The sequence below is a fragment of the Mesorhizobium sp. M3A.F.Ca.ET.175.01.1.1 genome (assembly GCF_004791945.1).
In the GTDB taxonomy this organism is placed as follows: Bacteria; Pseudomonadota; Alphaproteobacteria; order Rhizobiales; family Rhizobiaceae; genus Mesorhizobium.
Genome location: NZ_SRTP01000001.1, coordinates 672,980 through 696,494 on the forward strand (window position 1 = coordinate 672,980; position 23,515 = coordinate 696,494).

The window sequence follows — 23,515 nt, forward strand, 5'->3', positions numbered from 1 at the left end:
GCCTTTCACAGCAACAAAGAACTGAGTAAAAGCAAACAGTTGCCGGAGATTGCGATAAAAAAGCCCGTTTTTTCGAATCGCTCCCTCTTGCCTAGTCGGGTCCGGCATGATCCACATAAGAAATCGCCCCGAAACGATTCTCAATTTGAGTTTTCAAATGGAGAATTGTATGCGCAGGCTAACTCCCAAAAAACGCAAGTGGTGGCACCTCTCTCGAGAAGAGGTCTTCAAGCTCATCCCGCTATTGCCACTGATCTTGAACCTGCTGCTGCACTGGTGAGCCAGTTGTCATTCGCAACTGAGGTCTTTGCCCACGCACCGGCATCGCGTAGCTCCTTGCCGCCACGACGATCGGCGCCACCGCCTCGCGCGCCGAATGCCAAGCCGACGTCAGCAACGTTTCCACCGGCCATGATGACTTCGATCACCTTTTCTATCTCCTCGGGCAGCATCGGCATCTTTGGCTCCTCGACGCGCCGTATGTCGCCGCGGCGCTTGCCTATCTTCGGCTGTCCGAGTCCGCCAATGGCACCGATGAATAACGCTCCTTCAGCTATGGCGGGAAGGCATTTCGTATACCTCCCGAACGCGAAGTTCTTGTATTCGCCGGGCTGGCGCTGCGGCTTGATCGTGATCCCGCGCGACTCTCCATCCCATCGGCCAAGACGTGCCGGCTGCGGCTCGGCATCGCCAAGGCGAGGCTGTATCGACGGAAGCGCCAGATATGCGTCGAGCGAGCGCGGATCCGGGTTTTTGCCCCGTGGCCGGCCGTCTTTGCGGCTGTGGTCGACAGCGAGGCCTTCCGCAACGTGGTTGTCATTTGCGGCCTGCGGCAAGCGCTCACGCGCAATAAGCCACAGGGCAGCGGCAGCGGCGGGGTCGTGCTTCGCCAGCCAATTCAGCGCCGGCCTGCCACCGCGGTAACGAACGCGCACCGCGGCTTGCTTCGGCTCGGGATGTTTCCTCAGGAAGGCGTCTGCTTCCTTGAGAATTTCCTTACGAGCAGATTGCATCATCTACCTCTCTCAAAATCGTGCCTCTGTGGCCATATTGCAGTGCGAAAAACATGTTGCATTGCACACAAACTTGAATTAGCCTTTGCTAATAGGCGTTGTTGCGGGGCTGGGGCGGTGGCGGTTCTCCTGCGGGGGCGAGCCGTTACCGCCTTTGTCGCGTCAGGCACGCCAGCGCGATTGAACTCACGCCACCAGCCTTCGATACACCGCAAGCTCCACCGGCCACGCCGATCCCCCGCGAGGATGCCAACAGCAACATCCGGCCAAGAGCGGCTCGACAGGCGCACCAGCCGCCTGGAGCAAGTCGCCGAGCACGATGAATTCGGGCCAGGCGCTCGCCGGCTGTTGCGGCTCGCTGGCGATGTAGGCGTCGAAGGCCTCCCGCAGTTCTGGCGACCCAGGGAAATCAGCACGCTCGACGCGGCGGTTTGTGCGCTTACGAACCGGCATAACGACGCCCTCCGCGTGGCGGGCCGAACGCGGCAAGCGCGTGCGGCGGATCCTCGTTTGGGTAGCGTTCGCGCGCCTGTTCGGCCGCGTATTCGGCCAGGAACGCATCGCCACAGCGACGCCAGGCAGCACGCGCCGTGGCCTCGTCGGGCTGTTGCTGATGCTCCGCAACAATGCCGGCGTCCAACAGGTGGCCAAAAAAGCAATGCCCCCATGCGAACCAATCGCGCCAAACGGCCAGTTCGGCGGGCCTGTGGCGGTCTATCTTGCGACGAACAGGCATCAGCGGCGACTCCCATAATCCGGAGTCCTCGGCATGCCTGGCGCCGAAGGCGAGCCGACGCCGTCAAGCGCCAGTTCGCGAATGCCTCGAAAGAAAGCCGTGCGCGAATCTCTCTCAACAGCAATGGCAGGGTGCTGCTTTAACACACCATACCTATCCGGCACCGTGATGCCGTCGCGGTCGATTTGTTCACGGGCCTGCTCGCCGCGGTCCCAAGCTTCGGCAACGCGAACGAGGATACGGAAATGGTGGCTCTCGAAATCGAAGTCTTCGATGACGCTGCGGACCCACTTCCGCGTCGGTGCGCGCAGGTGCGTCGGAATTTTGAACGTTTGCATTCGTTTTTAAGCTCGGTTTCGCTTCGGGTTTTGGCTGCAGGCCGCAACCATTTCATTTTGGGCAAGGCGATTGCGCACTGTGCGGCCACGGCGGTCTGTGGAGTCGATGCCTCTAGAGATGGAGGTACCCCTCCACCCTGAGTCAGCAGTTGGCTGCATCTTGCTGTATGGGAAAACTCCGACGACTTTCCCTTTGCGGGAACGAAAACGGGGTAGTATTTGGGAGGTCGCCCAAACGAGAGGACGACCTATGACCTACCTGCAGATCGCTTATTTGATGCTTGCCGTGTCGTACTTGGCTGCGGTTGCTGCGCTTTGGGTAGGACACTGATTGTCGTTCGCTGGCTTGGGCGCCAGGTCAGGTCGAAGTCGATAGAGATCCGACCAACTGATCTTGCGCACTGAGACGGTCTCATTGGCCGGTGGTGCTTTAATCATGCGCGCCTCACGTACGTTTCAGTCTCAAGCATGCGGTCGCGGCCGTGCTGGGTCTCAACGATAAAGACCAACTCGCCATCATCCTTACTCACACCGATTACGCGGCATGGTTCCCAAAAGACGTCCAGTCCGCCTTTGTCGTTCTTGATGAATCGCTGGCGTTCAGCGCTGTAGGGTTCGATTGCAAACATTGATGATCTTCCAAATATTGAAGTGTCACCAACTGGCCATTGCGCGCGGGAGTCGGAAAAGCAAATATTCGCATTATAAGAAAAGCTCCTTTTTCACTCTGTTAAACGCGCACGCAAGGGACGGTTGGTGACACTTGCATTTACGCTGCCCGCAACCCGTCGTTGCCGGCTATGATTTCTCGGATTGCGGAGCGACGTTCGGCCTCTTCTTCGGCCCGCTCGTCGAATAGGTCATAAACCCTTGAGTCTACTTTCCATTCTTTGCTGTCGCGGCGCGTTGTCAGAACAGGGTCCAGCCAGCCGAAGGCGTCAAGCTGATGCAACACAGCCTCAGCCTCTTCGTTGTCCATGCCGCGCATGATCCGATCGCCACGGCGCACGGCGCGGATGGTGACACTTGCGGGCCGGTGCGTCAGAATCCAACCGGCGACGGCCAATACCTTGTCCTGCCTGTCTGATAGGCCGATGACGTCGGTGTAGAAGGCGACGGCATGCGGGTAGAGGTAGCGGAAGAGAAAGTCCCGCACGCGGACGACAACGTCCTCGCTGATGACGCTTGCCGGTCTATCTCCCTTGGCTTCAATGCAATGCCACAGCAGGCAAAGCCTGGCGAACAGACCGTCATATTTTCCAATGTGGGCGGCAAGCTTGACGTTGACGGTTTCCCAACTTGCCGCAAGTTCGAAGTTGCGGCGAGTGACCTCTTCCCACACGCGCTGCGCCGCTGCAGAAAAGCGAACTGGCGTCTCCTGCATGCCGCCGCGAATTGGCTTGCGCAGTTGGTGACACTTCACGACCAAGGCCTCGTAGGCCTTGGAGACGTCCGGCATCGGAACATCCTTGCCGAGTTTGGCTGGCCGCAGCACGATCGGAAACAACCGCTGGAGAAGTCCGTCGTCGTGCGTGTCGCGTGCGATCGATCGGATTAACTCCGGCTGGATACCGCCGAGCAAGCAAACCGAGAGGTTGGGGATAAACGACGCGCCGCGTCCGACTCGATTGACCGTGTAGCTTCCGCCATTGAACGATTGAAGCCAGAAGGCGCGGTCCTTTTGCGAACCTCGACCGCCGCCGCCATACTTGTCCATGGCGCCGAACCAGCCGGAAAGTTCGTCCTGTATCAGGAGCAGGCCGTCAGGGCTGTCCTTTAGAACCTCCTGCGCGGCCTCGGTCGTTGTGTCCTCGAGCCGCAGGCGCGTATGGCGCGGCTTGTCGGCCGCCTTCCGGTCTTTTGGGTCGAGTGCGTCGTACCGCTCTTTTGCCTCCGCGAATGTGTCATACAGGCCGCGATCGAGAGCCTTAAGGGGCCGCGCTGCCGCGGCCACCAGCGGTGACTTCTTGGTTGACGGCAAGCCGATCTCGGCCGTCCATATACGAGCCGACTCCTGCCAAGACGCGTCATGTTCTTTCGGCTGGATCTTGATGCTGTCGGGTATCACCGCCGCACAGACGGTAAGCGCCGCCATAGCCAGGCCGCCGTTGTCGACGCCCATGGTGTCGGCCATAATGTCGGCGAAATCCGATATCTGTTCCGGCAGGAGGTCTGGCGGCAACGCTGGGCTTGACCGGTTTGCCCAAAGATCGACCGGGCCGTTCTGGTTTGCAGCCTCTCGCCGCGGATCCGGCAAACCGAGATCCATGCGCACGAACTTCATTAGCTCGCGCCAGGAGTATCCTTCAGCCTTCGTCTGCGCGCCGATATTGCCGGCCGCTGCGATATAGAGGTCGCACGCCTGGCCAGCTACAATGCAGCCTTTCAAATAGGGATATTCGATCTCTCCGCCGTAACGGTCGCGCAGTTGTTCAAGAAGCGCCTGGCCTTGCTCACGCTGCGCGCTGGTCATCAAAAATCCCCAAAGCGCTCAGCGCCATATCAATGATTGCCAGGCGTGCGTCTCGCGACACAGACAGCGTCGCGGCTCCGCCAATCTGGCTTGGCCCGTAGAGCAGGATGTTGCCGTCAGGCGCCCTGACCAGGCTGCAGTCGAAAATGATGACGTCGTCGGTGACCTGAAGGTTGAATTTTCCGAGCGTAGTAAAGCCCTTAGATGATGGCGCTTGGCGCATCGCCCGTGGTGATCTGATTATCAATTTGATGATTTCCGATTGAGTCTCGGGGTTGCGTGGCGACCGTTCGGCGGCGCTCTTTTGTTGTTGGTAGAGGAGGCTAGGCCGCCCTCGCCGCGATCTGGGCATTGTCGTTGGCAGCGACGCGCTTGGAAGCCATCCAAGCGTCAAGGTCGGCGCTGTCGTAAACAATCGTAGAGCCGAGCCGCATGAAGGATGGTCCGGTGCCATCCAGTCGCGACTTATTGAGCCACGAAGGTGATTTGGAGATATATGCAGCCGCGGCCGGCGTGCGCATCTTGGTAGTCATAGTCCCTCCCGCAAACGGTTGTGTGCGCCGTGCTGGTCAGCGAGGCCAGACACCGTATCTATGACCCCTGCGCGTCAGCACATCCTATATATAGGGTTTTGGCGCCGATCTTTACACTTCGTGTCAGACTGCCTCATAGCGTTGCCGAGAGTGACTGTTGCTTATTTGCCACTAATGGCGTCGGCAATCTTGCCGGCAATAGCGTTGGCTGCGGCGCGCGTCGGGTCGACATGAAGATGCGCGTACCGTTGTGTCGTTGCGGCGTCGGCGTGACCGAGTAGCTTTCCGATTGTCAGCAACGACATGCCGTCACCAGCGCCCACGCTTGCAAAAGTGTGTCGCAAGTCGTGCAGGTGCACGTCAGTGAGCCTTGCCCTACCTGCTATCGCCGCCCACGGTTTCTTGAGGTCGGCTCGCGGCTTCTCTTTGTCGGTTGCGGCGGATTGGCCGGCTATCACGTAGACACCCACACGCGGAAGGCCATCGAGAGCGGCCTGCGCTGCCTCCGACAGAACAACCGTCTTTTTTCCCGTCTTACTGTCCGGCAGTAGCAGTAGCCCACGCTTACTGTCGTATTCCGTCCAGCGTAGGTTGAGGACTTCGCGCAACCTACAACCAGTCAGCATCAGGAGGCGGATGGCGCCGGTGACGTGCGGGCCGTAGATCGTTCGGTTTTTCTCTTTCGCGGCGTGTTTCGATTCGGAGGGTTTGTGCGGAATGCCTATCGTTTCCGCCTCGCGCAACGCCTCGCCTAGACGAATCATCTCGTCTTCGGTGAGGTAGACCTGCCGCGACTCCTCTTTGTTGCGCTCTATCGCGGCGGCGGGGTTCATCCCTTCCGGCACATAGCCACGTTTGGATCCCCAAACAAAAGCGGCGGAGAGCAGCGCCACGGCTCGGTTAGCGCTATAGCGCGCTTTTTTCGACATTTTGCTGTGCGCACGCTGGACATCGACTCGGGTTACCGCAACAGCCTTCATCGTTCCGAGATGCGGCTCGATGTGTGTCTTCAAGGTGATCCGGTAAAACGAGCGGCTGGATTCTTTCATCTCCTTGCCGGCGATGTAATCCTCTACCAACTGCTGCACCGTACCGCTCGCACGCTCATCCGATCGATCTTTCGCTAGGTCTTTGCCAAGCGCCGCGTTGGCGATGGCCTTGCGTGCCGCCTCGCGCGCCTCGTTCGCCTTGAGCGTGCCGACGCGCCCGAGCTTCAGCCGCCTCTTGCTGCCGCCAGCCACAGGCCGAAACTCAGCGAACCAAGTGCCTGTGCCCGTGGTCGTTCGATAAAACCCAAACCCGGCCAGGTCGTCGTCAAAATAGAACTTGGTCTTGTTCGGAAGCGCTGTTTTCATCGCCTCTGCCACGGTGTCGGCCGTTATCTTCATACCCGCCAAATCCCATTTTGTAGCCAGATTATAGCCAGGGATTACGCCGTCGCGGCAGAATAGTCAAGAGGGCCTAAGTTGCCGTCTCTGCCATTGCCTATATTTTTCAATCTCTTGCACAGCAGAATGATACGATCAGATAGCCAATGAAAGCTGTATTTTAAAACTGGGGGTCAAGGGGTCGTCGGTTCGAATCCGGCCACTCCGACCATTTAAATCCTTGATGTCCCCAAGTCTTTCAGCACCGTCGACACATCGAACGGCTTCTGCTCTTAGCGGCTTGTGCCGTTACCCAAAGCCAAACGGACCCCCAATCCGACGATGACGCATCCGGCAATTCGCTGCTGCCAGAGCCGCACATGAGGGCGCGCCATAATCCAGGCGCCGATCGAACCGGCCGCGAGAGCATAGGCTCCTAGCACCAGAACGCCCGTCAATTTCTGAGTCGCCCCTAGCAGCAAGAGTTGCGATGTCACCGAACTGCCATGCGGTTCGACAAACTGAGGCAGAAATGCAACCATGAAAGTGATGGGCCAAGGGTTGATCAGATTGGCAACCATCCCTTCCCGTGCAGCGGCGAGCGGCTTGATGTCCCTGACTTGCTGGGACGCCATAGCGGGCGACGCGAAGATCAGCCGCACGCCAAGCCAAATCAGATAGGCTGCTCCCATCCATTGCAGCATTGCAAAGGCAAACGGCGACGCTCTTACGAGCGATGAAACTCCAATCGCGATCAACGGAAGTTGCACCATGCCGGCGCCGGCTGTCATCCCCAACACCGTAAACAAGGCAACTCCACGCCCCTGGCCGATGCCACGGGCCATGACAAGCATGCTGTCCGGGCCTGGTGGCATCTGTAGCAGGATGACAGTTCCAACAAAGGCTATCCAGTGCGCCGGGTTCATCTTGGCTGACTCGCATCGTCTACTCCCAACCGTTTGGCCGGCTTCGAGGTTCCTCTGCGATTCAGGCGCCTTCACCAGCACGCTACTGGCAAACGTCGACCCATTTGGCATCGACGAGCTCGGCCATGCGTTGCGGCGTGATGCGCACGGCGGCGTTGGTGGCGCCGGCGGCGGGAACGACCTCGTCGAAGGCTCGCAGCGTGACGTCGCAATAGACCGGCAGCGGCGCCGGCAGGCCGAACGGGCAGACGCCGCCGGGCGGATGGCTGGTTGCCGCAAGCACCTGCTCGCCGTCGAGCATGCGCGGCTTGCCGCCGAGAGTGTCCTTGCACTTGCGGTTGTCGAGCCTGGCGGTGCCGCTTGTCACCACCAGCATGGTCTCGTCGCCGACACGCAGGCAGATGGTCTTGGCGATCTGCTCCGGCAGCACGCCATGGGCCTCGGCGGCCAGCGCCACCGTCGCAGAACTGGCCTCGGTGACGATCACCTCGATGTCGGGCGCATGTTCGGCGAAGAATGCGCGGACCGATTCCAAGCTCATCTCTAACCTCGTCGGAGAGGATGCCAGTCGGCGCCAGCGAATCGACCGGCGACGGACGGGATTGGCACATAGGGCGCCGCCGATTGGCAAGAGCCGGTGGCCAATCGTCGGAGACGCAAAAAAGCCCGCCTGGCAAGGCCTTGGCGGGCTTTCGGTCCCTGAGTGCGCACCTCTATTGTCGCGTCGGCCGGCTTTCCACGGCGGGTACGCTGATCAATTCCTCTTCCGGCATCTGCAGCGCGGAAGCGATACGTCGGAGTTTGACGGGATCGGCGTCCCTGCCATCCTCGATGTCGATGATCTCGCCAACGGCCAAACCGCAGGTCAAAGAAAGCTCCTCAATTGTATATCCCCTGGTTTCGCGCACGGCCTTGAGGGCGTTGTAGCCGGGCGCAGCAATCATTTCGCTGGAAACTGCGTTTCTTGCGGTGTTGGGCATGGCAACTCCTTGGGGTGAAACAGAATGATGAAATGCTGGCGTTGCCTGAGACGGGCGGGAGAATGATCGTTAACAGGTGATTTGCCAAGCCGCTCGTCACGGCGTCACGCCATCGTGACCCGCAAATGGCCGCGAAAACCGCGCAATTCCGCCATTCCGCGGCCTTCATTCCAGCGATCAAGTTGTTTTGAGGAATGAAACGTCGAGTTGATCGACGCTGCCGTGCCGCCAATGCCTCAGGTCGACATCGCTGCTCGTCGCGACTCAGTCGGGAGGAAGCGGGGGAATTCGCGGCTGCGTTTCCGGCAGATGTGAGCGGTGTCGTCACCGCATGCCCAGCAGCAGCTGCAGCTCGCTTGCCCTGCTATCGTGGCGGAAACCACGGCCTTGTTTCGCCCGATGCGAGGCCAAAGGGTGCTCCAGGAGGCGATCAGCCAGCCAGAAACAATCCAGAAACAAAAATCTACAGTTGGGAAAAATTGTCGAAAAAATCCAGGAGGATAGTCCCGATCGCGAGGCTTGGGTCACCGATTTGGTGCGGTGGATCTCGGAAGGCCCGCATACAAAGGAAACTAAGTTATGAAGAAGTCCCTCCTCTCCGCCCTTGGGCTGGCTCTGGCCCTGGCGTTCACGATGCCGATCCTCGGCGCGACCAGTGCTGATGCTGCGCCGGTGACGAAGCACCACCATCACCGTCATCACCACAAGCATCATCGCATGCATCACCACCATCATCATCACCACCACAAGAAGGTGGCTCCGAAGAAGGCCTGATTCTTCCCGCCATCTGCCGATGGGAAGGCAGGCCTTCACGTTGACCGGGCTTGGCCTTTCCATCGGTATTTTGTATCTCGATTGTCCTTAGTCTTCTCTCATGCCGCCGCCGGATATGGCCAATCCTCCACATTAGGCGTTGCGTCAGCGATTGTGCTTGAAGCCCACCGGTCCGCTGAGCCCCAAGCCGGCAATGGCTGACGAGCAATCGGGACCGGTATCGACCCACCCCTCCCGCTGGCGGCATCGATCGCAACCCCGCACCGGCCTCCAGACTTACGACCGAGGCCGCAATTCGCCTGCGGGCAGCGTTCGGTCTTGATCGGTCATCAGCCGATCGCTGCAAGAAATCTGAACCGTCGCGTGAACCTTTCCTGTCCGGGCTGCACCAAGCTGTCATGGACGCCAAGAAGGCTCCCCAACCCGAAGGACGCCCAGACGGCGATCCTCAACCCAATGGAAGGAAATGATCACATGACCAACTTCAAGCGCATCTCGCTCGCCGCGGCCCTCGTCGTCTCGGCTTTCGGTTCGGTTTCGGCTCCGGCCGTTGCGGGTACGCATCCCACCGGCGACGGCGGTGCGGTCTGCAAGGGCGCCGGCTCGTGTCTGGTGCTGCAGATCGACTGCAAGGGCACCTACACCGACGCCACCGACAAGAACGGCACCGTCTATGGCAAGTGCAGCCAGGTCATGAAAGTCGACCCCAAGACCCGGCTCAAATTGGCGAACTGAGGCGCTAAGCCTTCGTCTTGATGCACGACCTTGTCGCTGGACCGCTCCGGGCGACATGCATTCCTGGCACGGAAATGGCGGCCGTCATGGACGGCCGCCATTTCTGTTTCCGTAATTCCGGCGAAGGTTCAACGCCGACTGAGCAGCAGCCCGGCAAGCAACCCGACCACGACCAATCCAACGGCGGCAGCCGTCGCAGGATGGTCGCGCGCCGTGCGTTCGAGCGCGCTACCCCTGCGCCGAATTGCCGGCAGAGCGTCGTGCAGCCGTTCGGCAAGCTCTGAATAGTAGTCCGACGCTGCCGCGCGACCATCGTCATAGTAAGCGTCCCCGCGTCTGGCCAAGGCCGACCGAAGATCTGTCAACTGGCGCGACAGCGAGGCGATCTGCTTGTCCAGGTCGAGGTCCGAGAGAGACGAAAATGAAGCCATGCCGGAAGTCCTTCTCTGTCAGAGAAGGCCTAACGCATGGAAGCAGCGGCAGTTCCGGGCTCCAGGCCTAGCGCACCTGATCGAGCAGGCGCTTGCACTCGAGCAGATCGAACAAGGCCTCCTGCAGCAGAGCGCGGTTGTCGCGCGACAGTTTTCCGGAATCCGGCTGCACCGGACCATCCTCTTCAGCCTTGCCGAGGCCGAAGAAGCGGCGGCTGGGCTTGACCTTGGGCTGGCCGACCAAGGCGTCCTCGTCGCCGGCGCGCGGTTGGGCGGCGACCGTCAACGGGACCTGCTCGGCCTGCCGGCGTTGCGCAATCGCTTCGACGGCCGCCATGTCGCCATTGCCGATGGCGACCAGGAAGTGATTGCCGTTCTCGCGCAGCAGCTTCTGCACGCCCTTGATCGTGTAGCCCTGGTCGTAGAGCATGTGACGTATGCCCTTGATCAGTTCGACGTCCTGCGGCCGGTAGTAGCGGCGGCCGCCGCCGCGCTTCATCGGCTTGATCTGGTTGAAGCGCGTCTCCCAGAAACGCAGCACGTGTTGCGGCAGGTCGAGATCTTCCGCGACTTCGCTGATGGTGCGGAAAGCATCCGGGCTCTTGTCCATGGGCGAATCCTCACACTGGACCATGATCCGGCAATGATGCCGAATCGCGCCTTATTTCAGCGGTTTATGAAACAATATTCAAGCCCGGCGTCAAAGCGATCCGGGGTTTTCAACTGGCATTCGCAGCGGGCGCTACTTGCTGCCCTTGGCCTTGCTGTTCTGGTGCGAGCGCAGGATGCGGTTCTTCAGCACATTTGATGATTTGAACGTCATCACGCGGCGCGGCAGGATCGGCACTTCCTCGCCGGTCTTCGGGTTGCGGCCGATGCGTTCGTTCTTGGAGCGGACATGGAAGGTGGCAAAAGACGATAGCTTGACCGTCTCGCCGCGGACGATGGCTTCGCAAATCTCGTCCAGCACCGCTTCGACGAGCTCCGCCGATTCAGTTCGCGACAAGCCGACTTTGCGGTACACGGCTTCGGCAAGGTCGGCGCGCGTAAGTGTCTTTCCCCCCATGCGACCGTCCCATCAGCTCAAAAAACGTAAATCGATACAGGCAAAGGCAGAGCCTAAGTAATTGATCCGGCAAGGTCAAGGGAGCGAACCCGTCCGTTCGGCACTTACCAGCGAACCAACACCGCCCCCCAGGTGAAGCCCCCACCCATCGCCTCCAGCAGCACCAGGTCACCCTTCTTGATGCGGCCGTCGGCAATGGCCACCGACAACGCCAGCGGCACGGAGGCAGCCGAGGTGTTACCGTGTAGATCGACGGTGACAACCACTTTTTCCTCGGCAATCCCGAGCTTCCTGGCGGAAGCGTCAATAATGCGTTTATTGGCCTGATGCGGCACGAACCAGTCGAGGTCTTCCGCCGTGATCCCGGCCTGCGCGAACGTCGCCTCGATGACGTCGGTGATCATGCCGACCGCGTGCTTGAACACTTCGCGGCCCTCCATCCTGAGATGGCCGACCGATCCCGTGGTCGAAGGACCGCCGTCGACGAAGAGCTTTTCCTTGTGGACGCCGTCGGAGCGCAGGCTTGCCGCCAGCACGCCGCGATCGGCGATGCCGCCCGTCCCTTCGCCGGCCTCCAGCACCACCGCGCCGGCGCCGTCGCCGAACAGAACGCAGGTGGAGCGGTCGCTCCAGTCGAGAATACGCGAGAAGGTTTCAGCGCCGATCACCAGCACACGCTTCGCCAACCCGCCGCGGATATAAAGATCGGCGGTGGCAATCGCATAGACGAAGCCGGAGCACACGGCCTGCATGTCGAAGGCAAAACCGTGATGCATGCCAAGCCGGTTCTGGATCTCGACGGCGGTCGCGGGAAAGGTGTTGTTGGGCGTCGACGTCGCAAGCACGACGAGATCGATGTCGGCCGGCGTGAGAGCGGCACTGTCGAGCGCGGCGCGTGCGGCTGCCTCGCCCAGCGAAGCAGTCGTCTCGTCATCGGCCGCGATATGGCGCTGACGAATGCCGGTGCGCTGGACGATCCACTCGTCGGACGTCTCCACCATGCCTTCGAAATCGGCATTCTTCATGATGCGGCGGGGCAGCGCGGCACCGTTGCCGCGCACGACTGATCTGATCAAGGCTCTTTCCTATTTCTCGGCGTCGACGGCGACACCGGATTTCCTGTTTGCCTGGGCATGCGGATTGCGCGCATGGAACAGATCAAGGTCGGCCTCGATGCGGTCAAGCAAATTGTTGCGCACCATGTCGTAGCCGAGTTCGATCGCGGCGGCAAAGCCGTCCGAATCGGCGCCGCCGTGGCTCTTCACGACGATGCCGTTGAGACCCAGGAAGACGCCGCCATTGGAGCGGCCGACATCCATCTTCTCGCGCAGCCGATCAAAAGCGCCCTTGGCGAAGACATAGCCGATCTTGGCCATCAGCGTGCGGCTCATGGCGGCGCGCAGATAGCCGGCGATCTGCCTTGCGGTTCCTTCGGCGGTTTTCAGCGCGATGTTGCCGGCAAAGCCTTCGGTGACCACGACGTCGACCGTGCCTTTGCCGATGTCGTCGCCTTCGACGAAGCCGCGATAGTTCATCGAAGCCATGTTGGCCTCGCGCAGCATGCGGCCGGCCTCCTTGACTTCTTCCTGACCCTTGATCTCCTCGACGCCGACATTGAGCAGGCCCACACTCGGCCGTTCGACGCCGAACACCGAGCGCGCCATGCCGGTGCCCAGAATCGCGAAATCGATGAGCTGGTGCGCGTCCGCGCCGATCGTGGCGCCGACATCCAGCACCACGCTTTCGCCGCGCGTCGTCGGCCAGAGCGCTGCGATCGCCGGACGATCGACGGTCGCCATGGTGCGCAGGCAGAATTTCGACATCGCCATCAGAGCGCCGGTGTTGCCCGCCGAAATGCAGGCCTGCGCCGAGCCGGACTTCACCGCCTCGACAGCTTTCCACATCGACGATTTCCAGCGCCCGTGGCGCAGCGCCTGGCTCGGCTTGTCGTCCATCCTGACCGCGATCTCGCAGTGGACGAATTCGCTCACCTCGGCCAGTTTCGGGAACTTGGCCAGTTCGGGACGCACGGCGTCCTCGCGGCCATAGATGACAAAACGGATGTCAGGGCGGCGGATGGCGACCGTCATCAGCGCAGGGATGACGACGCCGGGTCCGTGATCTCCGCCCATGGCATCGATGGAAATCCTGATCACGCGGTGTTTTTCTCACGGTTTGCCTGGCTTGCGGGGGGCGCCTGCCAAGGTAAGGGGGCTCGCGAAGGTTCGGCGAAAATAGCGGTTTTGGGCTGCCGCACAACCAACTTTTCCAAATTCCGGCCGCCTTCAGGTTTTTCCGAGCAGCGACCGCAGTTTTTTCTGGAATTCGCTTTCCTCAGGTTCGTCCCCGCCCGCAGCATCGAGCGAGGCTCCGGGTTTGCGCGGATAAGGATCGATCGCCAGACCGAAGAACTGCTCGGCCAAGGCGCCGACGTCGATGGTGTCGCCGGAGAATGTCTCCGGACTGTCTGGTCCATCGGCATCAAGCACGATCTCGCCGCCGCCCTCGAAACCCTCGCGTCCAAGCTTCGATTGCTCGGGCAGGAACAGCGCCTCCACCGGCTCGTCTATATTGGCTGCGACCGGGTCGAGAGTGACGATACAGGCCTGCGTGATGTCGGCCTCGACACGGCCGCTGATTTTGACGCCGTTGCGCTTCCATGACGACACCAGAAGCTCGGCGCGGTAGCGCTCCACCGAGAGCAGCCCGTGCTCGCTGGCAAGCGCGGCACGCTGGCTCTCGTCGGCCTCGACGACCACAGGCAATCCTTTCTGCGGCAGGCGGGCGACATTGGCGACAAAGGAAACCGGGCTTCGCGGTTCGGCGTGTCTCATCTCCGGCTCCATCAGGCTGCCATCGCGGTCGGGAACGCAAGGGTGCCGGCCACGATCGATTCGGTCGACTGGCCGGCCAGTTGCCTCGATGCTTCCGAAACATAAGCCGCGAGGGACGATGCCTGCGGCCAGGGACCGGCATCCGGCCTGACATTGCGGGCCAGCGCCGCGGCGAGCGCGGCGCGGTCGTCGTCCTTCAAGGCATCGTCATAGGCAGCGGTGCGGCCATAAAACATCTTTGCCAGCTTCTTCATGCGCTTCGGCACGCCAACATCGCTGACGCCCAGTTCCCTCAGGGAATGGTCGACATCGAGGAAGAACTCGTCGATCAGCACCTGCGCGACCTCGGCCGCCGCGCCAGCCTCCGCCCGCAGCCTGTGCTGGACAAGGTACATATGCAGCGACAGCATCTCGAAGCGGCCAAGCGGCGTATCAGGCACATTCCACTCTGAATAAAAGACAGTCTGCCGCGCCGCCGCCACGATTTGTGCGTAGAGCGCCTCGGTGATAGCGCGGTTGGCATGGCGTTCGCGGCCAAAAAGGCGCTGGAACATAGAGGGTGGTCTCCCGGGGACCTTTTGTTTGAATTGGCCTTGTTGCATCGGCAGGCAAGCTGGTTTACCGGTTTTGCGGCCCAGCGCAAGTTGCGGGGATGTGATGGAGAATTGTTGTTGGGTGCGCTGAAATTCAAGTCGGTTTTTGCGCCGATGCCCGCGGGCATGGCGTCGCTGCTGTTGGCGGTATCAGCGCTCTCGGCATGCAACACGTCAAAGATGGTCGGCGACCTCAACCCGAGCGAGACGCTGACGCAGGGCTATGTCATCGATCAAGCGGCGATCGACTCGGTGCCCGTCGGGTCAAGTCGCGAGCAGGTGCTTCTGGCGCTCGGCACCCCGTCGACGACGGCGACCTTCGACAACGAGGCCTTCTACTACATCTCGCAGACGCGCAAGCGTTACGTCGCCTTCGACAAGCCGCGCCTGGTCGACCAGAAGGTGCTGGCGGTCTATTTCGGCGCCGATGGACGCGTCAGCCAAATCGCCAATTACGGAATGAAGGACGGCAAGATCTTCGACTTCATCTCGAGGACGACGCCGACCGGCGGCAAGGACCAGAACTTCCTCAGCCAGATCATCAACGGCGCCAGCAAGCTGGCGCCTGGCATCCCGGGTGGCGGCGGCACGCCCTGAGATCTCTCCCGGCTTTCGCAGATCAGAACCCGTCGGCTCGCCGGCGGGTTTTTTGTTTGCGGTGCTTAGCTCACAAGCAAAACCCGCGGGATCACTCCCGCGGGTTTTCGCGTGGGAACGGATCCGGATCAGCCGTGCGCGAGCACGGCAAGCAACAGCAGCGCCACGATGTTGGTGATCTTGATCGCCGGGTTGACCGCCGGACCGGCGGTATCCTTGTAGGGGTCGCCGACGGTGTCGCCGGTGACCGAGGCCTTGTGCGCCTCGGAACCCTTCAAGTGCTTGATGCCGTCCTTGTCGGTGAAGCCGTCCTCGAACGACTTCTTAGCATTGTCCCAGGCGCCGCCGCCGGAGGTCATCGAAACGGCGACGAAAAGGCCGTTGACGATGACGCCGAGCAGCGAGGCGCCGAGCGCGGCAAAGGCCGAGGCCTTCGAGCCGGAGATCAGCAGCACGCCGAAATAGACGACGAGCGGCGCCAGCACCGGCAGCAGCGAGGGAATGATCATTTCGCGGATCGCGGCCTTGGTCAGCAGGTCGACCGCGCGGGCATAGTTCGGCTTCGACGTGCCGGCCATGATGCCCTTGTCCTCGCGGAACTGCTTGCGCACCTCCTCGACGATCGAGCCGGCGGCGCGGCCGACGGCGGTCATGGCAATGCCGCCGAACAGGTACGGAATCAGACCGCCGAAGATCAGGCCGGCGACGACATAGGGATTGGAGAGGTCGAAGGAAACCTCGCCCATGCCCTGGAAGTAGGGATATTTGTCGCCATTGGCCGCAAAGAACTTCAGGTCGTTCGAATAGGCCGCGAACAGCACCAGCGCGCCGAGGCCGGCCGAACCGATCGCATAGCCTTTGGTCACCGCCTTGGTGGTGTTGCCGACAGCGTCGAGCGCGTCGGTGGAATGGCGCACTTCTTTCGGCAGACCCGACATTTCGGCAATGCCGCCGGCATTGTCGGTGACCGGGCCGAAAGCGTCGAGCGCCACGATCATGCCGGCGAGGCCGAGCATGGTGGTGACCGCGATCGCCGTGCCGAAGAGTCCGCCGAGCTGGTAGGTCGCGATGATGCCGCCGACGATGACGATCGCCGGCAGTGCCGTCGATTCCAGCGAGACCGCGAGCCCCTGGATGACGTTGGTGCCGTGGCCGGTCACCGAAGCCTGGGCGATCGAATTGACCGGGCGCTTGTTGGTGCCGGTATAATATTCGGTGATCACCACGATGAGGCCGGTCACAGCCAGGCCGACCAGGCCGCATACGAACAGGTTCTTGCCGGTGATGGCGATGCCGCCGACGGTGCCGACCTCGCCCCAGCCGAGCGTCGCCGAAGTTGCCGCGCCGAGGCCGACGATCGACAGCAGGCCGGTGACAATCAGGCCCTTGTAGAGTGCGCCCATGATCGAGCCGTTGGAGCCCAGCTTGACGAAGAAGGTGCCGACGATCGAGGTCAGGATGCAGGCGCCGCAGATGGCCAGCGGATAGAGCATGGCGGCACCCAGAACGGCGGTGCCGCCGAAGAAGATGGCGGCCAGCACCATGGTGGCGACGACGGTCACCGCATAGGTTTCGAACAGGTCCGCGGCCATGCCGGCGCAGTCGCCGACATTGTCACCGACATTGTCGGCGATGGTAGCCGGATTGCGCGGATCGTCCTCAGGGATGCCGGCCTCCACCTTGCCGACAAGATCGCCGCCGACGTCCGCGCCCTTGGTGAAGATGCCGCCGCCGAGACGGGCGAAGATCGAGATCAGCGAAGCGCCGAAGCCAAGCGAGACCAGCGAGTCGATGACGACGCGGTCATTGGGCTGCAGGCCGAGCGGACCCGTGAGGATGAGGTAGTAGATCGAGACGCCGAGCAGCGCCAGCCCCGCCACCAGCAGGCCGGTGATGGCGCCGGACTTGAAGGCGATGTCGAGGCCGGCGGCAAGGCTGTTGGACGCGGCCTGTGCGGTGCGCACATTGGCGCGCACCGAGACATGCATGCCTATGAAGCCGGCAGCGCCCGACAGCACGGCGCCGATCAGAAAGCCGATCGCGGAGGTGATGGACAGCAGCCACCAGGCGAGCACGAGCACGACGATGCCGACGACGGCGATGGTCGTGTACTGGCGGGCCAGATAGGCCTGGGCACCCTCGCGAATGGCAGCAGAGATTTCCTGCATGCGCTGGTTGCCCTGGTCGGACGCGAGGACCGAACGTGTCGCCCAGATGGCGTACAGGACTGAAAGCAGGCCGCAGGCGATGACGGCGGAAATGATGGTCATTGCCGGATTTTCCTCGATTGTTGGCCCAGAAGAACCCCTCCCTGGACCGTTGAGACGGGGGACGGATGACGCCAAGCGGAATCCGCCCCTTCGCTGGCGTGTATGCGAAACAGGGCTTGGAACGTCAAGATATTGTTCGGTTTTTGCCCTGCTTTCACCGGAATGACGGGCGCCACGCCGGGCATCCTGGCGCGGCTTTCAAAATTAGATCGATTGAAATGACGTTGAGTAACCGTTCCGGACGAGATCTTTTGACGATCCTCCGGCAAGGCATTCCAGCCCACGCCGACGACCTGCCCGCGGACGTTTGCCGGCGTCGATCGGCACCGCCGGAACGACGACAATCAGGCCAGCCGACCCGGTCGCGGCAGGCGCAACGTCAGTCGGCGGCGCGCACTTCCCGCAGTTTCAGGGCGCCAAGCGCCATAAAGCATAGCACGGTGACGGGAAGCACTATCCAGTTCAGCATGGTCCAGCCCCAGGCGTTGTAGACCGCACCGGACATCAGCGAAGCGAAGGCGACGGAACCGAACAGGACGAAGTCGTGGAAGCCCTGAACCTTGCCCTTTTCCGAAGTTCGGTAGCTGGCGGCAACCATGGCGGTGGCGCCGATGAATCCGAAATTCCAGCCGAGCCCGAGCAGGATCAGCGCCGTCCAGAACTGCCATAATGCGAGGCCCGAAAGCGCCACCACGGCGCAACCTATGAGCAGGACCAGCCCGACGGCAACAATGCGCTCGGCGCCGAAGCGATGGATCAGCGAACCGGTGAAGAAGCTTGGCCCGAACATTGCCATCACATGCCAGGAGATTCCCAGCGTGGCGTCGTCGGTCGAGAGCCCACAGCCTACCATGGCGAGCGGCGCTCCGGTCATGACGAAGCTCATCAACGCGTAGCTGCCGACGGCGCAGAACAGTGCTGCGACGAAGCGCGGCTGGGTAGCGATCTCAACCAGCGGCCGGGCGTCGCTTGCGGCGGCTTCGGTGGCGATTCTTGTGCGCCTGGACATGTGCAGGAACGAAAGGATGACGGCGCCAACCGCGGCCAGCACCAGGATCGAGGCGAAGGACCCGGCAAACATCACGGGCGCCAGGAGTTCGCGGGTGTAGATGACGATCTGCGGTCCAAGGATGGCGGTGACGATGCCGCCAGCCAGGACGAAGGAAATGGCGCGCGCCTTGAATTCCGACGGCGCATTGTCGGCGGCGGCGAAACGGAACTGCTGGACGAAGGCTCCGCCGACGCCGATGATGCCAAGTCCAAAGGCGAACAGCCAGAAGCTGGCCCGATAGAGCGCCACCGTCGCGACGAGGCCACCCAGCGCGGTGACGATCGTCCCGGTCATGAAACCGCCGCGATGGCCAAGCCGGCGGATGATGGCGGCTGCCGGCAGGGCGCCGAGCGCGACGCCGAGATTGAAGCCGGTGACGGGGGCTGTCGCCAGAGATTTGTCGGGGCCGAGCAGATATTGTCCGGCGAGCGCGCCGAGCGAAATGGCGATGGGCGCGGCGGAGCCGACAATGGCCTGCGCCGCCGCCAGCAGCAGCGCCGTGCGGCGCGCCTCCCTGCCAGCCCCGGCGACCACAGCCGAGGCCGCGGTCATGAAGCGTCCTTGCCGCGACCCTCGCCGCGCACCCGGCGGGCGACGCGATCGAGCACGGCATTGACCAGCTTGGGCTCGTCCTCCTCGTAGAAGGCTTTGGCGATGTCGACATATTCCGAGACGATGACGGCCACTGGCACGTCGTCACGTTTCATCAGCTCGTAGACGCCGGCGCGCAGGATGGCGCGCAGCGTCGAATCCAGCCTCGACAGCGGCCAGTCGTCGGTGAGCGCCTGGTGGATCACCGGATCGATGGTCTTCTGGTTCTCGACGACGCCGGTCAGGATGGCGCGGAACCATTGCGCGTCCGCCTCGCGATAAAGCGCGCCGTCGACTTCCTTGCCGAGGCGGAAGGCCTCGTATTCGGCGGTGGTTTCGAACACGCCGCTGCCGGCAACATCCATCTGGTAGAGCGCCTGAACGGCAGCCAGACGGGCGGCGCCGCGCTTGTTGGCGTGGCGCACGGCACCGGTCGAACCGGGATCGCTCACGATTGCGCTCCCAATTTCTCTTTCAGAGCGATCATGGTCAGCGCCGCGCGGGCGGCGAAGCCGCCCTTGTCGCCTTCGCTGCGCCTGGCGCGGGTCCAGGCCTGCGCGTCATTCTCGGTGGTCAGGATGCCATTCCCGATCGCGATCGCCTCATGCACCGACAGATCCATCAGCGCGCGGCTCGACTCATTGGCGACGATGTCGAAATGATAGGTGTCGCCCCGGATAATGGTGCCGAGCGCAACGAAACCATCGTAACGCGCGCCGCCTTCGCCGGCGCCGTCCAGCGCGAAGGATATCACGGCCGGGATTTCCAGCGAACCCGGGACGGTGACGACGTCATAGGTGGCGCCCGCTTCGTCCAGCGCGCCGGTCGCGCCTTCGAGCAGCGCGTCGGCGAGATCGTCGTGAAAGCGCGCCTCGATGATGAGCAGGTGCGCCTTCGCCTTCGGACGAATGAACGCTTTGCCGTGTTCGGATATGCCAGCCATAAAAGTCTCCGGGGGATCGCCGGTGACTTAGGCCGAAGCCGGGTTGATCGCAAGCGGAAGATGTTACTATGCGACGCTGCGTAATTTAATCAGGCCGACGTGTTGGTGCAGTCTCCAGGTCTCTGGCCCAAGCCTCGATCTCTTTCTGATCAATCACTCGGCCAGCATCGATATCCGCCAGCACCTCAAAGCTCATCCGTCGATGATCGACCGCCTTCTGCCTTCGGCCTGAACCATCAAAGCCCTTCTTTAGCCGCCTCCACCAATCGTGCGGCATAGCGCGCCATGGTGTCGATTTCGATATTGACGCGGTCGCCGGTCCGGCGGTCGCCCCAGGTGGTGACGCTCAGCGAATGCTGGATCAAGAGCACGTCGAAACGGGTGCCTTCGACCTTGTTGACGGTGAGCGACGTGCCATCGAGCGCGACCGAGCCCTTCGGCGCAATGAATCGCGCGAGGTGGCGTGGCGCGTCCAGCGTGAAACGCACGGCATCGCCCTCTTCCTTGCGCTCGACGATCTGGGCCGTGCCGTCGACATGGCCGGAGACGATATGGCCGCCGAGCTCGTCGCCGATCTTCAGCGCCCGCTCGAGGTTGATCCGGGTGCCGGATTTCCAGCCTGCTGCGGTGGTCAGCCTGAGCGCTTCTTCCCAGGCCTCGACCTCGAACCAGCGCGCGTTGGAGCCCTGCTCGGGCAATCCGGTCACGGTCAGGCAGACGCCGCCGCAGGAAATCGAAGCGCCGATCGCAATCGTCGCGGGGTCGTACGCCGTGTCGATGCGCAGGCCGATACCTTCGCTGAGCCGCTTCACGTTGGCGACAGTGCCAACGTCGGTGACAATTCCGGTAAACATCAGTTTCGGTCTTTCCGTATGACCATGCTCCTATCCAAGAACCGGTCCTCACTTCTTGGAGTCATGGTCGTGTCCACTCGGCGTAGCCGTCCTCCCCGAAGCGCATTTCGCGCAACTTGCGGAAACCCGGCGGGATGTGGTCAGCGTCTATAGGCGATGCAATGCCGTCCTCGCCGATCGCATCCGGCCCTCGGAACAACACGATGCGGTCGACCAGTTCTTCGTCCAGGAACGCCTTGGCGACCTTGGCGCCGCCCTCGACGAGCACGCTCGCCATGCCGAGTGCCGCCAGATCCTCGAGCAATTCCGGCAAAGCCACCTCGCCTTCATGCGTCTCGGTGCCGATGAAATGCACGCCAGCGCGCTCGAGAGCTGCCCTGCGGTGCGCGTCGGCTTCGAGGCAGGCCGCCACATAGAGCGGCACGTGGTCTACGCCGGAGACCAGCTTTGAGGATTCGGGCAGGCGAATCTGGCGATCGAGGATGATGCGCGCCGGCGAGCGGGTCTCCAGGCCCGGCAGGCGCACGGTCAGCGCAGGATCATCCTCCAGCGCCGTGCCGATGCCGACAAGAATGGCGTCGGCCTCGGCGCGCATCATATAGACCTCGCGGCGCGCAATCTCGCCGGTGATCGCGATCTGGCCGGCCCCTCTCCTGCCGATCTTGCCGTCGCTCGAAAGCGCAAGCTTCAGTATCACTTCGGGCCGCTTCTTAAGCGATCGAATCAAGTAACCGGCCATCTGCTCGGAAGCTTCGGCGGCCAGCACTTTCTCCACCACCTCTATGCCGGCGGAGCGCAGGATGGCGTAGCCCCTACCGGAGACGCGCGGGTCGGGATCGCTCGCTGAACCCACGACCCGAGCAATGCCGGCGTTGACCAGCGCATTCGCACAGGGCGGCGTGCGGCCGTGATGGGCGCAAGGCTCCAACGTGACATAGGCGGTGGCGCCCCGCGCCAATTCGCCTGCCTCCACCAACGCTTCGGTCTCGGCATGCGGCCGGCCGCCGACGGCAGTGACGCCGGTGCCAACGATCATCGGGCCGGCGCCGTCGTCGCGTACGATGATCGTGCCGACTGAGGGATTGGTCGAGGTGCGTCCGGCATTGCGACGCGATAGCCTCAGCGCCGCGGCCATGTAGCGGCGATCAAGAGCTCCCTGTTCGGCCTCGCTCAATCGAGATCCCGCCATGCTCAGCCGGCGTCCTCTTCACTTTTTTCCTCGTCGCCCTTCAATTCGCCCAGCAGTTCGTGGAAATCCTTGGCTTCGCGGAAATTGCGATAGACCGAGGCGAAGCGGACATAGGCGACGTCGTCGAGCGACTTGAGCGCCTCCATCACCAGGCGGCCGACCTCGCCCGAGGCCACTTCCGTTTCGCCGGAGCTTTCCAACTGGCGCACGATTCCGGTCACTGCGCGGTCGATGCGCTCGGGGTCGACATTGCGCTTGCGCACCGCGATCTCGACCGAGCGCAGGAGTTTGTCGCGATCGAACGGAACCTTGCGGCCGGACTTCTTGATGACGACGAGGTCGCGCAGTTGCACGCGCTCGAACGTGGTGAAGCGGCCGCCGCAATCGGGACACACGCGCCGCCTGCGGATTGCCGCGCCATCCTCGGCCGGGCGCGAATCCTTCACCTGCGTATCTTCGGACTGGCAATAGGGGCAGCGCATGGAGAGCCTTTGGTTCGCGATTCTTGGCTTGCGGAAAGGCTTAGTGCTTTTTGCCGCTATGGCAAAGCCAGGAGGTCTTTCGCGCTTCACAGATAGCGAGGCGCCAGGCAGATTGCCAGCGCCCCTGCTCTGCACATCGCAGCGATCAGGGCGCGACGTCGACCGTCGGAAAACCGCATGACAGGCCGAGGCTGCGATAGGCCTTGGTGAAGCCATCCATCGAGATCGTCCCGACAGGCTGCTTGCCGAACACGACATCAACGGTGGAAGCGCGGCGCATCGCACGCAGCACGGCAAGAGCAATGTCGGTCTTGTTGTCCAGCATCCACTGGTCGCCTACATCGGCGCTGACGGTCGCCTTTACCTTGCCCTTGTCGTCGCTGAACTCGGCCGCAATATGCTCCCCGGTCGGCAGATCCTTGTTCCGCAGGGCGATGACTATGCTCGGATAGCCGTTCGGGGGAAGCGCATCTCCGTTCGAGATGGCCAGCGTGAGAGTTCCCCCGGTGCCATAGGAATCGAGAAAGGCGGTCGAGGCGGCACAAGTCTTGCGCACCTCCTCGCCCGCCTTCAGTTCATCGACAATGGTCGACCACCGCCCGAATGTCTCTGTCTTCGGTGCCGGCAGCGAATCCGTTTGCGCGGCAACGGGCAACGCCGGCAAGGAAATGGCCAGCCAGCCAAGAACAGCACAGGCGGCGGGGCGGAAATTGCACATCATCCTCTCTCCTGTTCGGAG

At 62.2% G+C, this 23,515-nt stretch carries 29 protein-coding genes; 2 read left to right on the plus strand and 27 right to left on the minus strand.

The features are described from left to right. Positions 1–233 precede the first annotated feature (233 nt). From EN818_RS03385 to EN818_RS32540, 12 genes are all read right to left on the minus strand, one after another. Positions 234–1,016: a hypothetical protein gene (locus EN818_RS03385; RefSeq protein WP_135904001.1), complete on the minus strand. Its 783-nt coding sequence runs from the start codon at positions 1,014–1,016 to the stop codon at positions 234–236. Positions 1,017–1,452: 436 nt separating this feature from the next. Further along, positions 1,453–1,749 (minus strand): hypothetical protein, encoded by a 297-nt coding sequence (locus EN818_RS03390; protein WP_135904003.1) that lies wholly within the window; start codon positions 1,747–1,749, stop codon positions 1,453–1,455. Continuing rightward, positions 1,749–2,087, minus strand: a complete 339-nt coding sequence (locus EN818_RS03395; RefSeq protein WP_135904005.1) for a P27 family phage terminase small subunit — start codon at positions 2,085–2,087, stop codon at positions 1,749–1,751. Before EN818_RS03395 ends, EN818_RS03390 begins: the two co-directional genes overlap by 1 nt. Positions 2,088–2,521: 434 nt before the next feature. Next, on the minus strand, positions 2,522–2,716 hold the full coding sequence (locus EN818_RS03400; protein WP_135904007.1) for a hypothetical protein: 195 nt from the start codon (positions 2,714–2,716) through the stop codon (positions 2,522–2,524). A gap of 140 nt (positions 2,717–2,856) precedes the next feature. Then, positions 2,857–4,560 (minus strand): DUF3987 domain-containing protein, encoded by a 1,704-nt coding sequence (locus tag EN818_RS03405; protein ID WP_135904009.1) that lies wholly within the window; start codon positions 4,558–4,560, stop codon positions 2,857–2,859. Beyond that, positions 4,541–4,807 carry a hypothetical protein gene (locus tag EN818_RS03410; protein ID WP_135904011.1) on the minus strand — a complete coding sequence of 89 codons (267 nt, stop codon included), beginning with the start codon at positions 4,805–4,807 and terminating at the stop codon, positions 4,541–4,543. Before EN818_RS03410 ends, EN818_RS03405 begins: the two co-directional genes overlap by 20 nt. A gap of 76 nt (positions 4,808–4,883) precedes the next feature. After that, complete coding sequence (locus EN818_RS03415) at positions 4,884–5,093, minus strand: DNA-binding protein (protein WP_095808278.1); 210 nt, start codon at positions 5,091–5,093, stop codon at positions 4,884–4,886. A 161-nt stretch (positions 5,094–5,254) separates the two neighbouring features. Beyond that, positions 5,255–6,481, minus strand: coding sequence for a tyrosine-type recombinase/integrase (locus tag EN818_RS03420; protein WP_135904013.1), 1,227 nt, complete (start codon positions 6,479–6,481; stop codon positions 5,255–5,257). A gap of 272 nt (positions 6,482–6,753) precedes the next feature. Further along, on the minus strand, positions 6,754–7,386 hold the full coding sequence (locus tag EN818_RS03425; protein ID WP_095808403.1) for a LysE family translocator: 633 nt from the start codon (positions 7,384–7,386) through the stop codon (positions 6,754–6,756). An 82-nt stretch (positions 7,387–7,468) separates the two neighbouring features. Beyond that, a complete protein-coding gene (locus tag EN818_RS03430; RefSeq protein WP_095808280.1) occupies positions 7,469–7,927 on the minus strand; it encodes a YbaK/EbsC family protein in 459 nt (152 codons plus the stop codon). A gap of 172 nt (positions 7,928–8,099) precedes the next feature. Beyond that, positions 8,100–8,366 carry a helix-turn-helix transcriptional regulator gene (locus EN818_RS03435; RefSeq protein ID WP_095808281.1) on the minus strand — a complete coding sequence of 89 codons (267 nt, stop codon included), beginning with the start codon at positions 8,364–8,366 and terminating at the stop codon, positions 8,100–8,102. Positions 8,367–8,690: 324 nt separating this feature from the next. Further along, positions 8,691–9,203 carry a hypothetical protein gene (locus tag EN818_RS32540; RefSeq protein WP_189523763.1) on the minus strand — a complete coding sequence of 171 codons (513 nt, stop codon included), beginning with the start codon at positions 9,201–9,203 and terminating at the stop codon, positions 8,691–8,693. A 411-nt stretch (positions 9,204–9,614) separates the two neighbouring features. On the opposite strand from EN818_RS32540, the gene EN818_RS03445 reads away from it, so the two are divergent. After that, a complete protein-coding gene (locus EN818_RS03445) occupies positions 9,615–9,875 on the plus strand; it encodes a hypothetical protein (RefSeq protein ID WP_245420539.1) in 261 nt (86 codons plus the stop codon). Between the two features lie 128 nt (positions 9,876–10,003). Here EN818_RS03445 and EN818_RS03450 read toward each other — a convergent pair whose 3' ends face one another. The 7 genes from EN818_RS03450 to EN818_RS03480 form a co-directional block, all read right to left on the minus strand. After that, the gene (locus tag EN818_RS03450) at positions 10,004–10,306 is read right to left on the minus strand and encodes a DUF883 family protein (protein WP_095808288.1); all 303 of its coding nucleotides are present in this window, start codon (positions 10,304–10,306) and stop codon (positions 10,004–10,006) included. A gap of 67 nt (positions 10,307–10,373) precedes the next feature. Further along, positions 10,374–10,916: a MerR family transcriptional regulator gene (locus EN818_RS03455; protein WP_095808289.1), complete on the minus strand. Its 543-nt coding sequence runs from the start codon at positions 10,914–10,916 to the stop codon at positions 10,374–10,376. A gap of 132 nt (positions 10,917–11,048) precedes the next feature. Continuing rightward, the gene (locus tag EN818_RS03460) at positions 11,049–11,372 is read right to left on the minus strand and encodes an integration host factor subunit alpha (RefSeq protein WP_095808290.1); all 324 of its coding nucleotides are present in this window, start codon (positions 11,370–11,372) and stop codon (positions 11,049–11,051) included. A 104-nt stretch (positions 11,373–11,476) separates the two neighbouring features. Beyond that, positions 11,477–12,448, minus strand: coding sequence for a beta-ketoacyl-ACP synthase III (locus EN818_RS03465; protein WP_095808291.1), 972 nt, complete (start codon positions 12,446–12,448; stop codon positions 11,477–11,479). A 9-nt stretch (positions 12,449–12,457) separates the two neighbouring features. Then, positions 12,458–13,528: a phosphate acyltransferase PlsX gene (gene plsX, locus EN818_RS03470; protein WP_135904015.1), complete on the minus strand. Its 1,071-nt coding sequence runs from the start codon at positions 13,526–13,528 to the stop codon at positions 12,458–12,460. 129 nt (positions 13,529–13,657) lie between these two features. Next, positions 13,658–14,206 carry a DUF177 domain-containing protein gene (locus tag EN818_RS03475; protein WP_095808405.1) on the minus strand — a complete coding sequence of 183 codons (549 nt, stop codon included), beginning with the start codon at positions 14,204–14,206 and terminating at the stop codon, positions 13,658–13,660. 11 nt (positions 14,207–14,217) lie between these two features. After that, a complete protein-coding gene (locus EN818_RS03480) occupies positions 14,218–14,760 on the minus strand; it encodes a ubiquinol-cytochrome C chaperone family protein (RefSeq protein WP_095808293.1) in 543 nt (180 codons plus the stop codon). A 117-nt stretch (positions 14,761–14,877) separates the two neighbouring features. On the opposite strand from EN818_RS03480, the gene EN818_RS03485 reads away from it, so the two are divergent. Next, on the plus strand, positions 14,878–15,396 hold the full coding sequence (locus tag EN818_RS03485) for an outer membrane protein assembly factor BamE (RefSeq protein ID WP_095808294.1): 519 nt from the start codon (positions 14,878–14,880) through the stop codon (positions 15,394–15,396). Positions 15,397–15,524: 128 nt separating this feature from the next. On the opposite strand, the gene EN818_RS03490 is transcribed toward EN818_RS03485, so the two are convergent. The 8 genes from EN818_RS03490 to EN818_RS03525 form a co-directional block, all read right to left on the minus strand. Further along, positions 15,525–17,666 (minus strand): sodium-translocating pyrophosphatase, encoded by a 2,142-nt coding sequence (locus tag EN818_RS03490; protein WP_095808295.1) that lies wholly within the window; start codon positions 17,664–17,666, stop codon positions 15,525–15,527. Positions 17,667–18,045: 379 nt separating this feature from the next. Next, positions 18,046–19,269 (minus strand): MFS transporter, encoded by a 1,224-nt coding sequence (locus EN818_RS03495; protein ID WP_095808296.1) that lies wholly within the window; start codon positions 19,267–19,269, stop codon positions 18,046–18,048. Next, on the minus strand, positions 19,266–19,760 hold the full coding sequence (gene nusB / locus EN818_RS03500) for a transcription antitermination factor NusB (protein ID WP_095808297.1): 495 nt from the start codon (positions 19,758–19,760) through the stop codon (positions 19,266–19,268). Before nusB ends, EN818_RS03495 begins: the two co-directional genes overlap by 4 nt. After that, positions 19,757–20,251: a 6,7-dimethyl-8-ribityllumazine synthase gene (ribH, locus tag EN818_RS03505; protein ID WP_095808298.1), complete on the minus strand. Its 495-nt coding sequence runs from the start codon at positions 20,249–20,251 to the stop codon at positions 19,757–19,759. The genes nusB and ribH overlap by 4 nt, the downstream gene beginning before the upstream one ends. 236 nt (positions 20,252–20,487) lie before the next feature. Continuing rightward, entirely contained in the window at positions 20,488–21,105 is a 618-nt protein-coding gene (locus tag EN818_RS03510; RefSeq protein ID WP_095808299.1) for a riboflavin synthase, read from the minus strand. Positions 21,106–21,166: 61 nt separating this feature from the next. Next, positions 21,167–22,294 (minus strand): bifunctional diaminohydroxyphosphoribosylaminopyrimidine deaminase/5-amino-6-(5-phosphoribosylamino)uracil reductase RibD, encoded by a 1,128-nt coding sequence (gene ribD / locus EN818_RS03515; RefSeq protein WP_165349843.1) that lies wholly within the window; start codon positions 22,292–22,294, stop codon positions 21,167–21,169. Positions 22,295–22,296: 2 nt separating this feature from the next. Continuing rightward, positions 22,297–22,776: a transcriptional regulator NrdR gene (gene nrdR / locus EN818_RS03520; RefSeq protein WP_095808301.1), complete on the minus strand. Its 480-nt coding sequence runs from the start codon at positions 22,774–22,776 to the stop codon at positions 22,297–22,299. A gap of 145 nt (positions 22,777–22,921) precedes the next feature. Beyond that, on the minus strand, positions 22,922–23,494 hold the full coding sequence (locus tag EN818_RS03525; RefSeq protein WP_095808406.1) for a hypothetical protein: 573 nt from the start codon (positions 23,492–23,494) through the stop codon (positions 22,922–22,924). Positions 23,495–23,515 lie beyond the last annotated feature (21 nt).